Source organism: Corallococcus sp. AB038B (genome assembly GCF_003668955.1).
Lineage (GTDB): Bacteria > Myxococcota > Myxococcia > Myxococcales > Myxococcaceae > Corallococcus > Corallococcus exiguus.
In genome coordinates this window covers 122381-135553 of the sequence record NZ_RAWO01000016.1, presented here as the reverse complement: position 1 = coordinate 135553, position 13173 = coordinate 122381, and the positions used below count along the sequence as shown (strand labels likewise).

Here is a 13173-nt window from a genome sequence, read left to right as displayed (position 1 = left end):
CCTTACCGAAGACTCGCGGCATCTTCAGGCCGGATACGCCCCTGGCGACGCATCTCGCGGACCAGGAAGGGGGCTCGCCGTTCAAGGAACCACAGCGGGATCGGCTGAGTAGGCACAGCGGGCTTCCAGTAGGTCTCGAACCACGTGCGATGCGTGTTGCTGACATCCCGTGAGGCGAGCCCCAGGCGGGTGATGGTGGCATCCACCAGTTGCTTCAGCGGCGCCTCAAGGCCTTCCGCCGCTTCGACCTGGAAGGTGGCCAGATTGAGCGTGAACCAGTCGTCCTGGATGACGAAGGGGTCGAGCACATCCGGGAACTGGTTCTTGGCGGCATTCATCAGCGAGCACGCCAGCCGGTAGTTGTCCCACTCGTAGGCCTGCGGAGCCCCCGTACGTGAAAGGGCGACGAAGTGGTCGACCGTCAATCCGCAGAGGGGCTCGATGTAAAAGCACGAATAGGCGCAGATGCCTTGATAGGCGTCGTGCATGGCATCGAGCGCCCGCGTCCAATAGGGGTAGTCCCGCAGGTCGTCGTGCGTCAGGTCCTCGACCCGGGATGCCCGTTGCCGGATGGGGCGCCCTGGTCGCGAGATCGTCGCGGCCTGACCCGTAAGCTCAGCGAGTGCACTGAGCCCCGGCTGGCGCACTCGATTGTCGAAGTCGAAGCCGGGCGGACGAGGTTCGGGTTGCTTCTCGACCCGGATCATTTCTGGAGTCCCGCCTCCTGTGCCCAGAAGCCCCAGTGCAGCCAGAACGGATCCACGTCAGAGAGACTGGCCCGGAGCTTCTGACGGACCTCGTTGAATTCCTCGTGCGTGACGCCCTTGCGGCTCATGAGCGCCTTGGCCTGCTGGAGGGCTTCTTCAGCCTCCAGCGAGCGGGGCTCCGTCAGGTCGAAGACGTCCGAGGTGAGCCACGAGTTCGCGTCACCACGGCGCCGCCAGGGTTCCTTCTTCAGGACCACCGATTGGTCCACCAGATCCAGGTTCCAGAGCGCATCCTTCGCGGGGTCGAACAGCGGCTCCAACGAGGCGAGCAGTAGGGGCGAGTGCGTCACCGAGAGCACCTGTACCTCGACCTTTTCGCGGGTCAGCGCGCCCATGACGCCCAGGAGCGAGCGGAGAATGGTCCGCTGCCAACGGGGATGCAGGTGGGACTCGAGCTCATCGATGAGGAAGACGATCTGCCGCGTCACGCCCTGTTGGAGCAGACGGCTCGCCTGGACATGCTCCTGCCACGACCAGACAAGCAGATAGGCCAGGGCGATGATGCGTTTGACTCCTGCGGAGGCATGAACCACCGGTACCTCCTGGCCATAAGAGGTCCGAATCGTCGGCATGTCGCGAACGTCTTCCAGGCTTATCCGGGTCAGTTCTCCTGGAGCCAACCGTTCTTTCTCGGAGGGCGACAGCACCTCCAGGGCCCGTAGCAGCTGATGGAAGGGAACGTCGTTCCGCCCCTGCCACGTGGCCCAGTCCCGAACCAAGCCATTGCAGAGCACCTTCCCATCCGGCTCCAGACCATCCCAGACCTGCTGGGGAGTGAAATGATACGCGCTCTGTGGAGGTGGCGTGCCGGGCCAGGTCGAGTGCGGCCGCTGGCTGTTCCTCAGCGGATCCCAGACCGAGAAGGAACCGTCGATGCGGGCATAGATGACAAGGCTGGAGTTCTTCGAAGTCGTCTGGGGAGGGAACCAGAACTGGCCGCTGAAGTCGTACTCGCTGGTGGAGTCGAAGGCGCCTTGATCACTCTTGAGGCGGAAGGAGATTTCCGGAGTGAGGTGCTCTCCGCGGTGAGGCGACGCGGGATAGCCCGCCCAGGTCTGGGTCAGGGCCCACCAGGCCACATCCAGGATGAAGGTCTTCCCCAGCCCGTTGTCGCCCGTGAGGAGATTCAGTCGCGGGGCCAGCTCGAGTTCGAGCCGTGAGGCTGGTCCGACATGATGGAGTTCCAGCCGTTCAAGCATAGCTTCTCCGGGCGCACGGGGCCGTCCTCGGCGCGGGTATAGGTCAGGTCGCTAGACGGGACAAACGTCGGTTTCGTCCCTCGTCGTCCTTAGCACTCCAGAAAGCTGGCCAGCCGAAAGCCGCTCAGGCCGCAGTCGCACCCGAGGGCGGCGCCTCATCCGGCGCCGCGCGCGTCAGGCCCAGCACCTTCTCCCTCTGAGGCCACGGCCACGCGCCGGTGACCATGGCCAGCTTGCCCGCGAGCACCGAGCACACCGCGACCTGGAACGTGCAGATGTACGAGATGATGCCCATGTCTCCGAACACCTGGTTCAGGTAGGACGCCACCACGCCCACGATGACCAGGCACGCTGTTCGGTGTTCCGCCGCGTACGCTCGATGGTACGCGCGCGCCGCCAGGTACACCGTCACCACCAGGTACATCCACACGCCCGTGAACCCGAACCACCCGCCGAAGGCCAGCAGGCCCAGCAGCGAGTTGTGCGGGTGGAAGCGGTACGTGGGGAACACGAACGCGATGTTGGGCAGCGGGTAGGGCTCCAGGAACTCGTGCCCGTAGCCCGTGCCGAACACAGGGTTCGTGTTCCAGGTCGCGATGAGGTTGAGGTTCTCGATGTCGCGGTAGTCCAGCTCTCCTTCGGCGTGCTGACCCTCGATGATGGAGCGGAAGGTCGCCACCGGCTTGAAGATGCTGCTGCTGGAGCTCCATCCGGCCAGGAAGTACACAATCAACAGCGGCGAGCACGCGATGAGCCCTCGCGTGATGAACTTCTTCAGCGGCGTCCACGGGTTGAAGAGGTACGCCGCGGCCAGCCCGCCCACGAGGCTCACGTACGCGAGCCGGCGGTCGTTGAAGAACATCCCGATGAACACCAGGATGATGATGAGGAGGCCTCGGATGGCGTGGCCGGACCTGGGCCGCTCCAGCCAGCGCATGATGCACACGCTGATGGCGAAGATGAACGTCATCGAGTCCGAGTGGCAGGTCGTGTACTCCACCTCCAGGTGCTGGGCCGGGATGATGACCAGGGCGAAGTAGGTGCTCACCGCGGACTTGGTGAGCGCCGCCGCGATGATGGTCTTCGCCACCAGGGGCCAGTCCTCCGGCCCGCGCAGGCTGTAGTGGTACATCATCCCCACCAGCGGGAGCACCGCCGCCTGGTGCCACTGCCAGAGCGAGTTCTTGATGTCTCCGCCCCGCGCGATGCCCCACACCTCCATCCACATGATGGAGAAGAACGAAATCGCCAGCACCACCGCCAGCGGCCGGGGGATGGGCACCACCGGTGGATCAATCTTGGACTTCGTGGCCCGCCGGACAATGCCGATGACGATGGAGCCGATGATGAGCCCGTCGATGAGCGGGAAGCGCAGGGCGCCAATGCCCACCAGCTCGTGCATCTGCGTGAAGAGCAGCTTCCCCAGGGGGAAGAGCGGCGACGGCCAGAACATCGACTGGGGGCGCTCGGGTGTGTAGTCCACCGCGAGCACCAGGTAGAGCACCGTGATGGCCAGGTAGCGCAGCGGCACCTTGATGATGACCCACCCCACCGTGAGCGCCAGCACGGGCGCCATGGTGACAATGGGGTCCCCGTTACCCACGGCGGCCGCACCCAGGGTGACGGCGCCCAGGCCCACGACCATGACGATGTACTGGAGCCAGGCGGCGGGCGAGGGTTTGAAGGCCATTCGAGCGAGGGGGAGGCTATATCCCGGGCCCGGGTTGGGATAGATGCGAAGGCGTATGGCTGGCACCCGACCCCGCGTCCTCCTGATTGCTGAGCTGTGCAACCCAGACTGGGTGAGCGTCCCCCTGGAAGGCTGGTCCCTGGCAAGGGCGCTCGCCGAGGTGGCGGATGTGCACCTGGTCACCCAGGTCCGCAACCGCGAGAACATCCTCAAGCAGGGGCTGGTGGAGGGGAAGGACTTCACGGCCCTGGACTCCACGCCGGTGGAGCGCCCGCTGGAGAAGGTGGGCGAGGTGCTGCGCGGCAAGGCGGGCGTGGGCTGGACGACGGCCACGGCGCTGAGCGTGCTGCCGTACTACTACTTCGAGGAGCTGCTCTGGCGGCGCTTCGGGGACCGCATCCGCGCGAAGGAATTCGACGTGGTGCACCGCTACACGCCCATCAGCCCCACGACGCCCAGCACGTTGGCGGCGCGGTGCGCGGACGCCGGGGTGCCCTTCATCATGGGCCCCATGAACGGCGGCCTGCCGTGGCCCAAGGGCTTCGGGGACGCGCGCGTGCGTGAGCGCGAGTGGCTGAGCTACATCCGGGACGTCTACAAGCTGATGCCCTTCTACAAGTCGACGCGGCAGAACGCGGCGGCGCTGATGATGGGTTCGCGGGCGACGCGGGCGCAGCTGTCGCAGGAGTACCAGGACAAGGTCGTCTACATCCCGGAGAACGCCATCGACGTGCGGCGCTTCGGCGCGTCGAAGGCGGAGCCGCCGAAGCCGGGCGAACCGCTGCGGGTGGCGTTCGTGGGGCGCTTCGTGCCGTACAAGGGCATGGCGATGCTCATCGACGCGGCGGCGCCGCTGGTGCGCGAGGGCAAGCTGCAGGTGGAGCTCATCGGCGACGGCGCGGAGATGCAGAACCTGCGCGCGCAGGTGGCGAGGGGCGGCCTGGAGAACGGCGTGACGTTCGCGGGCTGGGTGAAGCACCAGGAGCTGCAGGGCCGCCTGTCGAAGAACCACATCTTCGGTTTCCCGAGCGTGCGCGAGTTCGGCGGCGCGGTGGTGGCGGAGTCGATGGCGCTGGGGCTGGTGCCCATCGTGATGGACTACGGCGGCCCGGGAGAAATCGTCAGTCCGTCCACGGGCTTCGCGATTCCCATGGGCACGCCGCAGGAGATTGTGGAGCGCGTGCGCGGAGTCCTGGAGAAGCTGGTCGCGGATCCGTCCGTGATTGGCCCCATGGGCGAGCGTGCGAGGGCGCGCATCCTCAAGCACTTCACGTGGAAGGCGAAGGCGGAGCAGGTGCTGGAGGTGTATCGCTGGGTGTCCGGCGAGCGCGGCCAGCCGGACTTCGGCATGCCGCTGGCGGACTGAAGTCTCGGGAAGGGTCCGCCATGCGAAGGTGGGCGCTGGGCTTCATCGCGGGAGTCCTCGGGTGCGCGTCTTCGGGGACGCCGCCCGTGGGGGCTCCTCTTCAGGTCTGGGCTCGGGCGGAAGTCGGACAGGGTTGCGAGCCGGACGCAGAGGACCGCTGCGTCGCCACGCTCTGTACCGGGACGGAATGCGCGCTCTTCTTCTGTGAAGATCTCGCGTCCTCCGGGATTGTCCGCACGCGCGCGACTGCGCCCGTGTTCGTGGCACCCGGGGGCACCGCGCAGCGGAATTGGGGCAGTGCCCAGGGACTGCCGGGAGATCGGCAGCCGGTCATGGTGTTCCGCTGGTATCCGCAGGAGCGCCTTCCGAGCGAAGTGCGCCGCCAGCAGGCCATGGAGGAATGGGCGCGGCGTCCCAAGGAGAAGCATCACCTCTTCCCGCAGCAGTACACGGCGTACTTCCTCTCCAAGGGCATCAACGTGCATGACTACGTCATGGCCATCGACAAGGACCTGCACGCGCGGATCCATCGGGGACCTGATGGAGCGCCCTGGAATGGCGAGTGGCGCATGTTCTTCTCGAGGACCTACGGCCGGGCCACCAAGCCGCAGCACTTCGAACAAGCATCGAAGATGATCCAGCAGTTCGGTCTGTTCGGGCTGACGATGACCTACTGGCAGAGCATCGAACTGGGTCCCTTTCCCAGGGATGACTGATGCGCTACTTCGAGCTGAGCACGCCGCACTACGACGCGCCTCGCATCTGGACGGGGACCTATCAGGCGGATGCTCGCTGGATGCTGCCCGGCGTGGAGTGTCCTACCTGCGGTGAGACCTGGAGTGGCATCGCACTGGCCTATCCCTCCGTGGACCTGTCCCAGAGCCCATTGCGGACGGAGCTCGAGACGCCGCGCCTGGAGCCCTTCGCGCGTTACGCACGGCTCCTGGAGCAGGTGAAGCCGTTGTTGCCATCTGGGGCTCAGGTGGAGCCCGGAACGACTTTCGGTCCCCTGGTTGGTACCGCGGAGGGGTCGTTCGGCCCCCTCGTCCTGAGGGACCCCTGGAAGCTCCTGGTGCGGGAGGATGCCCTGGCCGCGCTGCGGACCGCCGGGCTTCAAGGCCTTGTGCCGGTGAGAGCGGAGTTGACTCCAAGCGGGGCATCGACTCCGGCGCTCCATGAACTGGAGCTCACGGCGCGTGGTCGGCTGTTTCCATTGGGGCCGCCGCCCTGTGAGACCTGTGGACGGGTGGATGCGGCCATGCCGGAGGAGTGCAGGCTGGAGGGCGCGTCGTTGCCAACGGACCTGGACGTGTTCCGGCTGACGGATGCCGTGACGTTGATTGTCGTGACCGAGCGTTTCGTGGAGGTGGCGCGCGGCCTGGGACCCATGGACGTTCTCTTCAAGGAGCTTCCCGTGGGCGGCGGGGGATAGGGTTCCAGGCATGAGCTCCTCCCTGCTTCGCCGCGCCGTCCGTGGCTTCGCTGTGTACGACCTGTGCGTCACGCTTCCATTCGCCACACCGTGGACGGCGGAAGCGATGCTGGGCGTCATGCAGTGGGCGCACGAGGGCCTGGCGCTGGGCGGTGAGGCCATGCCGGCCTTCACTCCCATGCACGTGTTCTTCGTCGCCCTCTTCGGGGTGCTCGCCGTCATCTGGGCGCTGGTCCGTGTCCTCCAGCCCACCGCGCTGCATGGCGCCATCGACACGGTGGGCCGGGGACTTGTCTCCGCGTGGATGGTGCTGGCGCTCACGCAGGGGGCATCCCAGGTGTTGGGCGTGTTCCTCGTGATGGAGGCCGCAGGCATGTTCGTGCAGGGCGCGCTCCTGCTCGGCGCACGGAGTCGGGCGGCGGCTCCCGCGACGGGGATCTGAGCGGAGGCCCTTGCCTCTGCACCAAGGTGCAGGGGTTAGCGTCCTTCGCATGAACCCTGAACCGTCCCTGCTTCGCCGAGTCGTCTTCGCCAGCGCGCTGTACGACTTCTTCGTCACCATCCCCTTCGCCACGCCGTGGACCGCGGACGCGGTGCTCGAGGGCATCCGAGCCGTGCACCATGCGCTGGGCCTGGGCGGTGAGCCGCTCCCCGCGTTCACGTCCACGCACCTGTTCTTCGTGGCCCTGTTCGGCACCATCGTGACGCTGTGGTCCGTCGTGCGGCTCGTTCAGCCTACCGCGTTCAACGGCGCCGCCGACACCGCGGGCCGGGCGCTGTTCTCCGCCTGGATGGCGTGGTCGCTCACGCAGGGTGCGACGCGGGTGCTCGTCGTGTTCCTCGTACTGGAGCTGGCGTGGATGTTCGCGCAGGGCGGTGTCATCCTCGGCGCCAGGAGGTGGCGTGGTGGCATCCCCGCGACGGCCCGTTGAAGCAGCCCCCTTGCGCATCGGCGCGCTCGCCCGTGAATCCGGCGTGAAGCTGTCCACGCTGCGCTTCTACGAGCGCCGCAAGCTGCTCCTGCCCATGGACCGCAGCGAGAGCGGTCAGCGCCTCTACGGCCAGGACGCCGCCATCCGCGTGCGCTTCATCCGACGCTCGCAGGAGCTGGGCTTCACGCTGAAGGAGGTGTCCGCAGTGCTCGCACTCACCGACCGGCGAGGCACTCCCACTCGCGACGTGGCCCGCTTCGCCGAAGCGAAGGTCCAGGCCATCGACGCGCGCATCGACGACCTGCGCCGCATGCGCCGCGCCATCACCACGCTGATGGCCGAAGGCTTCTGCCCTCCGGACACCGTGTGTCCCATCCAGGCGTCGCTCGGCGCACCGAAGCCTCCGGCGAAGCGGAAGCCCCGCGCCTGAGCGCTACCGCCGCTCTGCCTCACGCGTGGTGCGCACCCACTCGCCGCGCTTCTCCGCGCCGGGGCCGCGCACCATCAGCCACACCTTCCACACCACGTAGAAGGGCGCCCACGCCAGGTCCAGCAGGCCGCGAGCCCCCACGCCGGACACCCACCAGCCGCGCAGCACGTACAGCGACAGCGACATCAGGCCGAACGACGCCAGCGCGGACGCCGCCACCGCCGTGCCCCCGGACAGCCACACCACACCAGTCGCCAGCACCGAGCCCGCCACCGTCGCCAGCACCAACTGGCTCAGGGGCGGCACCAGCACGTCCATGGACAGGTCCAGCAGGAGCCCGCTCTTCTGCTTCAACGCGTCGCTCAAGAGCGGCCACCCGTGCAGCTTGCGCATCTGCGCGCGGCCGCCCTCCCAGCGCTGACGCTGCGAGCGGCTCTGCTTCTCCGCCGTGACCATCTCGCCCAGCACCTCCGCCTCCCAGGCGTAGTGCACGCGGTGCCCCGCGCGCGCCAGGCGGATGCCGTACTCCAGGTCCTCCACCACGCTGAACGCGTCGTGCGGCACCTGCTTCAGCACCGCGTGCGTGAAGCACATGCCGTTGCCGCGCAGGCCGCAGGACACGCCCATCCGCTCGCGGCCCATGGAGCGCACGCGGTGGAACATCCCCAGCGCGATGGTCATCAGCCGCGTGCGCCATGACGCCGTGGGGTTCATCACGCCGTAGTGCGCCTGCGCGCCGTGCGCCCCGTCCTCCAGCCGGCGGGCGAAGGCGTGCAGCAGGTTCGCGGACACCACCGTGTCCGCGTCCACCACCACCACCGCGTCCGCGAAGCCGTCACGCTGGCTGTGCTCGAAGGCGTGCGCCAGCGCGTAGCCCTTGCCGCGCTTCTCCGCGTCCTGGCGCTCCAGCACCGTGGCGCCCGCTTCCCGCGCCTTCTGGGCCGTCGCGTCGGAGCAGTTGTCCGCCACCACGATGATGCGCCGCAGGTGCGCCGGGTAGTCCACCGCGGACAGGTTCGCCACCGTCCGGGCAATGCCCAACTCCTCGTTGTGCGAGGGGATGATGACGTCGAACTTCCGCACCGCCGGCGACGGCGGCACCGGCGCCGCCTTGCGCCCCGACAACAGCGTCAGGAGCAGCAGGTAGCCGCAGCCCACCACCACCGGCAGCAGTCCCACGCACAGCGCCACGTCCACCCAGGTCCAGACCGTCACGACAGTGTCACCCCCGCGCTCGCGCCATCCGAAGGACGGCCGAGCGCATGAACCTTCAGCGCCGTTCCAGCTCCGCCAGCACCGGCAACTTGAGCAGCCGCTCCACTTGCCACTTCTCCAGGACCCGGCGGCGCAGGATGTCCAACGCCACCGCCGCGAACACCGCCAGCGCCACCCCGCCCACCACGCCCGCGATGGCGATGAGCTTCGGGTTCGGCTTGGACGGCTTCTCCGGGAAGAGCGCCGGCAAGAGCACGCTGTAGCGGTGCTTCATGGAGACTTTGGAGATCTCCAGCTCCGTCTGCGCCTGGTCCAACCGGCGCAGCTTCTCCTGGTGCCGCATCACCACCATGCGCATCCGGTCCGTGGCCACCGCCACCTCCGGATCATCCGGCGTGCCCAGCATCGCGCCCGCCATGGGAGCGCCGAAGCCCGCCGCCAGGCTCGTGCCCTCGGTCGTGGAGTCCACGTCCGTGCCGCCCATGCGCAGGTACTCCTGGATGAGCGACTGCTCCTCGGAGCGCAGGGACGTCAGCTGCGGCGAGTCCGCCTGCATCGTCGCCACGCGCTGCTCCAGGTCGACAATCACCGGGTGCTGCGGAGAGAAGACGACCCGCTGCTCCGCCAGCTGCGAGCGCAGCTCCGTGAGGCGGCGACCGCGGAACTCCTCCACGTCGCGGATGGCGCGGCGCTTGGCCTGCACCAGGAACTTCAGCTGCGCGAGCGCGTGGTCCGTTGCCAGGAGCGCCTGCCGCGCGCTGGCCTGCTTGGGGTCCGCATCCTTCTTCTTGCGGCGCGCATCCGCGGCACGCACCGCGCGCTCCAGGTCCGCGATGGCCTGCTTGATGTTCGCGGCCTCGTTGGCCACCTGGCCCTGGAGGATGTTCACCGATTCGGAGATGGCGCCCATCTCCGAGTCATGGCGCATGTCGAGGAAGTTCTGCGCCGCGGCCTCCACGATGTTGAAGGCCATCTGCGGATCGCTCCAGTCCACCCCGATGGTGACCGTGCCGCTGCCGCCCTCCGCCATCACGATGAGGCTGGTCTCCAGCATCGCGATGAGCGCCTCCTCCTTCTCCTCGTCCGTCATGGGAGGCGGAGCCTTCTTCAGGTACTGCTCCTTCACGCGGCTGAGGGGCGACCGCATGTGGTCCCAGTACTCGATGAGCTTCGCGTTCTTCACCACGGACTTGAGGTTGCCGCGGCTGAGCACCATCTCCCACGCGGCGCGCGTGGGTTGATCCGCCTCCACCGGGATGGACCGGCCCGGGTTCACCAACGAGGAGATGATGAGGTTGCGGTACGTCAGCATCCGCGTCTCGACGTGGTACTTGCGCGGCATCAGCTTCGCCGCCGCCGAACCCAGCCCCGCCATCACCGCGACGATGCACAGCCCCAGGAACCAGTGCCGGAAGATGGCCCTGCGCACGAAGCCCAGCCCGTCGAACATGAAGCCCCAGTCGATGAGGTCCGCCGGCGCGTTGGTCTCCTCGCGCTCGGGGACGTACGGCGGGGGCGGGGCGGAGCGAGGCGTGCGTGGGGCGGGCGTCGTCACGCGGTGCCCCGGGGCGCCGCGGCCTTGAGCACGTGGCGCACGCGCTTCTCCAACTCCTCGGGCGTGAAGGGCTTGCCCAGGTAGCCGTTGGCGCCGGCCTCTTCCGCGTAGGCCTTGTCCTCCGGCAGGTTGCGCGCGGACACCATCAACACCGGCACGTGCGCGATGGCGGGCGTGCGGCGGATGTGCTCGCAGACGTCGTAGCCGGACACGTCCGGCAACGTCAGGTCCAGACACACGAGGTCCGGCTTGAGCTCGCCGCTCGCCAGGTACTCCATGGCGGCCTTGCCGTTGGGCTGCTCCACCACGTTCTTCACGCCCATCTGCTCGAGCATGTCACGCAGCATGACGCGGAACATCGGAGAGTCCTCCACGAGGAGGACGGTGAGCTGTTGGAGCTCCATCACGTCTGACGCCTTTCCTTCCCTCACCCGAACCCGTACCTGGGAACGAGGACGAGCACGCCATATGCGTACGCCATGTTGAAGAGGGCCACCCACAAGATGGCCTTCTTCATCCCCCGCCAGGGATGCGCATCGCGCGCGGCCGCTCCGGGCAGCGCGATGGTGGCAACGAGGACGGACAGGAGGATGAGCTTCGCCATGACGGGAGGCTCAGAGGATACCCGTTTTCTGGACCGTCAGTCCCAGCGTCGCGGACCACACCGTACGGGCCGCCTCCACGTCGGGCGAGCGAGTCCATGCCGCGCGGGTGTCCACCTCCAGGGTCATCCACCGGTTCACCGTCCAACCCGCGCCCACACCGCCCACCACCTGCCGGTCCCCCACGGCTCCGCCTACCGCGAAAGCGCCGCCACCTGTCCCGGAGAACCGGAAGCGCGGGCTCAGCGCCCAGGTGCCGTTCAACGTGAGGTCGGCCCTCGGGTAGACGAGCCCCGTCAGCCGGTCCACGAAGGGCGTCACCCTCGCGGCGAGCCGGCCGTTGAAGTCCGCCGTCCGCGACGGCACCCGGTGGGACACCGCCAGCGTCAGGTCCGGGAGCAGCTCCAGGCGCTGCGGCGGATCCTCCACGGGCGCGCCCCCGACCTGGAAGGTCGTCAGCCGCCGCCCACCTGACAAGGTGGATGACGGGGTGACTCCGGGCACCTCCGGGTCATCCGTGGGGTCCTCTTCCGTCGCGCGCACGGAGTACGCCACGCCCACGCCCACCCCGGCCTCCACCGCCGTGCGCCGATCCAACCGGTGCGTCCAGCCGCCGGTGAGCGTGGTCACGGTGGCGCGAGCGCCGGTGGAGAAGCGCGAGTCCGAGTACGCCAGCGTGGTGGAGAGCGTGTGCCGGGGCGCGGGGGAGTTCCCCAGGGACAGCTGCGCGCGAGGGCCGTACTGGAAGGGCACCGCCTCCTTCGCCGTGTCGTCCAGGCCGCCGCTGGCGGAGAAGCCCGCGCTGCCGGAAAGCCGCCAGCCCGGGCCCAGCCACACCGTCTCCGCCGCCAGCGTCGTCAGCGAGGACAGGAAGAACACCGTGTCCACGCCCTCCGGCAGCGGCTGGATGGGGAGGGCCGGCGTGTCCCCGGGCACCGCCGGGTCGTCGTCCAGGCTGCCGCCCAGGGGCAGGTTGGTGAAGAGGTTCACCTGGCCCAGCACGAACTCCTGGGTGCCGTGCAGCGTGAGCCCGCGCGAGGGGCGCCAGTCCCCCAACAGCCGCCCCACGTGCTGCACTTCGGTGCGCGGGTTGGTGGTGGCTTCACGGAAGGAGATGCGCGGCGCGTACTCCACCTGCGCCACCGCGCTGCCGTCGTCGTACTTCAGGCTCACCGTGGGGACGATGTCCATGTCCGCCGCCAGGGGCGACACGGCTTCCCCCGTGGCCTGCGCGTCCATGGAGCGCGCGCGGGTGTCCACGCGGGCCGAGGCGCCGTACTTCACGGAGGCGGAGGCCACCTCCAGCCACAGGCTCGCGAGGGCCGCGTCCAGCACGGGTTACTCCACCACCACCACGTCGCCGGGGCGCAGGCGGAAGGCGGCCGCGCGGCCTTCGCCGCGGATGATGTCCTCGTAGCGCACGCGGATGCGCGTGGGCTGCTCCGCCTGCGGGTCATCCCGGCGCAGCACGAAGATGCGGTCGCGGTGGGCGTAGTCGGTGAAGCTGCCCGCAGCGCCCAGCGCCTGGAGCAGCGTCGCGCCCGGGTCCAGCACGTGCGCGCCCACGTTGGCGACTTCGCCCAGCATCGTCACGGACATGGGGCGCGCTTCCTCCAGCGACACCGTGACGACGGGGTGGTTGATGAAGTCCTTGAGCCGCGTCTGGATCTGCTGCGCCAGCAGGGCTGGCGAGTGGCCCGCGGCCTCCACGTCGTCCAGGAAGGTGAGGCTGATGTTGCCGTCCTCGCGCACCTTGGCGCGCGTGGTGAGCGCCTCCTGGCCGAACACCTTCACGTTGAGCACGTCGCCGGGGACGATGCGGTAGGCGGCGTCCGACTCGGTGGGCTTCTCCTGGTAGTCGTTCACCCAGGTGTACTGGCCCAGGCCGCTGCACGCGGGGGCCAGCAGGAGCAACCCGGCGCACGCGAGCGCGCGGGAGACGGGACCGCGGAATCGGGACGGGCGGGAAGGCATGGCCTGAGAGT

The 13173-nt window shown here is 68.4% G+C and carries 15 protein-coding genes; 6 read left to right on the top strand and 9 right to left on the bottom strand.

What is annotated here, in order from left to right; translation table 11 throughout:
• Window positions 1-2: 2 nt before the first annotated feature.
• The 3 genes from D7Y04_RS38175 to wzy all read right to left on the bottom strand — a co-directional run bounded on the left by D7Y04_RS38175 (window position 3) and on the right by wzy (window position 3656).
• Window positions 3-707: a hypothetical protein gene (locus D7Y04_RS38175; RefSeq protein WP_121762527.1), complete on the bottom strand. Its 705-nt coding sequence runs from the start codon at window positions 705-707 to the stop codon at window positions 3-5.
• Window positions 704-1966: an AAA family ATPase gene (locus tag D7Y04_RS38170; protein ID WP_121762526.1), complete on the bottom strand. Its 1263-nt coding sequence runs from the start codon at window positions 1964-1966 to the stop codon at window positions 704-706. Before D7Y04_RS38170 ends, D7Y04_RS38175 begins: the two co-directional genes overlap by 4 nt.
• A gap of 124 nt (window positions 1967-2090) precedes the next feature.
• The gene (gene wzy, locus D7Y04_RS38165; protein WP_120598675.1) at window positions 2091-3656 is read right to left on the bottom strand and encodes an exopolysaccharide repeat unit polymerase; all 1566 of its coding nucleotides are present in this window, start codon (window positions 3654-3656) and stop codon (window positions 2091-2093) included.
• Window positions 3657-3711: 55 nt separating this feature from the next.
• On the opposite strand from wzy, the gene epsH reads away from it, so the two are divergent.
• The 6 genes from epsH to D7Y04_RS38135 are packed head-to-tail and all read left to right on the top strand — an operon-like array spanning window position 3712 to window position 7816.
• Window positions 3712-5022 carry an exopolysaccharide biosynthesis glycosyltransferase EpsH gene (gene epsH, locus D7Y04_RS38160; protein WP_120598674.1) on the top strand — a complete coding sequence of 437 codons (1311 nt, stop codon included), beginning with the start codon at window positions 3712-3714 and terminating at the stop codon, window positions 5020-5022.
• Window positions 5023-5042: 20 nt separating this feature from the next.
• The gene (locus D7Y04_RS38155) at window positions 5043-5738 is read left to right on the top strand and encodes a TIGR02269 family lipoprotein (RefSeq protein WP_120598673.1); all 696 of its coding nucleotides are present in this window, start codon (window positions 5043-5045) and stop codon (window positions 5736-5738) included.
• The gene (locus D7Y04_RS38150) at window positions 5738-6454 is read left to right on the top strand and encodes a double-CXXCG motif protein (RefSeq protein ID WP_121762525.1); all 717 of its coding nucleotides are present in this window, start codon (window positions 5738-5740) and stop codon (window positions 6452-6454) included. Before D7Y04_RS38155 ends, D7Y04_RS38150 begins: the two co-directional genes overlap by 1 nt.
• Window positions 6455-6464: 10 nt before the next feature.
• On the top strand, window positions 6465-6896 hold the full coding sequence (locus D7Y04_RS38145) for a hypothetical protein (RefSeq protein ID WP_121762524.1): 432 nt from the start codon (window positions 6465-6467) through the stop codon (window positions 6894-6896).
• Between the two features lie 49 nt (window positions 6897-6945).
• Window positions 6946-7386, top strand: coding sequence for a hypothetical protein (locus D7Y04_RS38140; RefSeq protein WP_121762523.1), 441 nt, complete (start codon window positions 6946-6948; stop codon window positions 7384-7386).
• Window positions 7361-7816 (top strand): MerR family DNA-binding protein, encoded by a 456-nt coding sequence (locus D7Y04_RS38135; RefSeq protein ID WP_158627662.1) that lies wholly within the window; start codon window positions 7361-7363, stop codon window positions 7814-7816. Before D7Y04_RS38140 ends, D7Y04_RS38135 begins: the two co-directional genes overlap by 26 nt.
• A gap of 3 nt (window positions 7817-7819) precedes the next feature.
• Here the strand turns inward: D7Y04_RS38135 and epsU are convergent, their stop codons facing one another.
• From epsU to epsY, 6 genes are read right to left on the bottom strand one after another with little or no spacing between them, the layout of a single operon-like run.
• On the bottom strand, window positions 7820-9031 hold the full coding sequence (epsU, locus tag D7Y04_RS38130) for an exopolysaccharide biosynthesis GT2 family glycosyltransferase EpsU (protein WP_121755302.1): 1212 nt from the start codon (window positions 9029-9031) through the stop codon (window positions 7820-7822).
• A 55-nt stretch (window positions 9032-9086) separates the two neighbouring features.
• Entirely contained in the window at window positions 9087-10586 is a 1500-nt protein-coding gene (gene epsV, locus D7Y04_RS38125) for a PCP family exopolysaccharide biosynthesis protein EpsV (RefSeq protein WP_121762521.1), read from the bottom strand.
• Window positions 10583-10990 (bottom strand): exopolysaccharide biosynthesis response regulator EpsW, encoded by a 408-nt coding sequence (epsW, locus tag D7Y04_RS38120; RefSeq protein WP_120599616.1) that lies wholly within the window; start codon window positions 10988-10990, stop codon window positions 10583-10585. Before epsW ends, epsV begins: the two co-directional genes overlap by 4 nt.
• A gap of 23 nt (window positions 10991-11013) precedes the next feature.
• Complete coding sequence (locus tag D7Y04_RS45290) at window positions 11014-11190, bottom strand: hypothetical protein (RefSeq protein ID WP_014400807.1); 177 nt, start codon at window positions 11188-11190, stop codon at window positions 11014-11016.
• 10 nt (window positions 11191-11200) lie between these two features.
• On the bottom strand, window positions 11201-12523 hold the full coding sequence (gene epsX, locus D7Y04_RS38115) for an exopolysaccharide export protein EpsX (RefSeq protein ID WP_121762520.1): 1323 nt from the start codon (window positions 12521-12523) through the stop codon (window positions 11201-11203).
• Window positions 12524-12526: 3 nt separating this feature from the next.
• Complete coding sequence (gene epsY, locus D7Y04_RS38110; protein ID WP_120579625.1) at window positions 12527-13162, bottom strand: exopolysaccharide export protein EpsY; 636 nt, start codon at window positions 13160-13162, stop codon at window positions 12527-12529.
• Window positions 13163-13173 lie beyond the last annotated feature (11 nt).

Coding starts and splice junctions, on each gene's coding strand:
- D7Y04_RS38140 (WP_121762523.1), top strand. CDS start 6,946: ATGAACCCTGAACCGTCCCTGCTTCGCCGAGTCGTCTTCGCCAGCGCG.
- epsH (WP_120598674.1), top strand. CDS start 3,712: ATGGCTGGCACCCGACCCCGCGTCCTCCTGATTGCTGAGCTGTGCAAC.
- epsW (WP_120599616.1), bottom strand. CDS start 10,990: ATGGAGCTCCAACAGCTCACCGTCCTCCTCGTGGAGGACTCTCCGATG.
- D7Y04_RS38155 (WP_120598673.1), top strand. CDS start 5,043: ATGCGAAGGTGGGCGCTGGGCTTCATCGCGGGAGTCCTCGGGTGCGCG.
- D7Y04_RS38145 (WP_121762524.1), top strand. CDS start 6,465: ATGAGCTCCTCCCTGCTTCGCCGCGCCGTCCGTGGCTTCGCTGTGTAC.
- wzy (WP_120598675.1), bottom strand. CDS start 3,656: ATGGCCTTCAAACCCTCGCCCGCCGCCTGGCTCCAGTACATCGTCATG.
- D7Y04_RS38150 (WP_121762525.1), top strand. CDS start 5,738: ATGCGCTACTTCGAGCTGAGCACGCCGCACTACGACGCGCCTCGCATC.
- D7Y04_RS38170 (WP_121762526.1), bottom strand. CDS start 1,966: ATGCTTGAACGGCTGGAACTCCATCATGTCGGACCAGCCTCACGGCTC.
- D7Y04_RS38175 (WP_121762527.1), bottom strand. CDS start 707: ATGATCCGGGTCGAGAAGCAACCCGAACCTCGTCCGCCCGGCTTCGAC.
- epsY (WP_120579625.1), bottom strand. CDS start 13,162: ATGCCTTCCCGCCCGTCCCGATTCCGCGGTCCCGTCTCCCGCGCGCTC.
- D7Y04_RS45290 (WP_014400807.1), bottom strand. CDS start 11,190: ATGGCGAAGCTCATCCTCCTGTCCGTCCTCGTTGCCACCATCGCGCTG.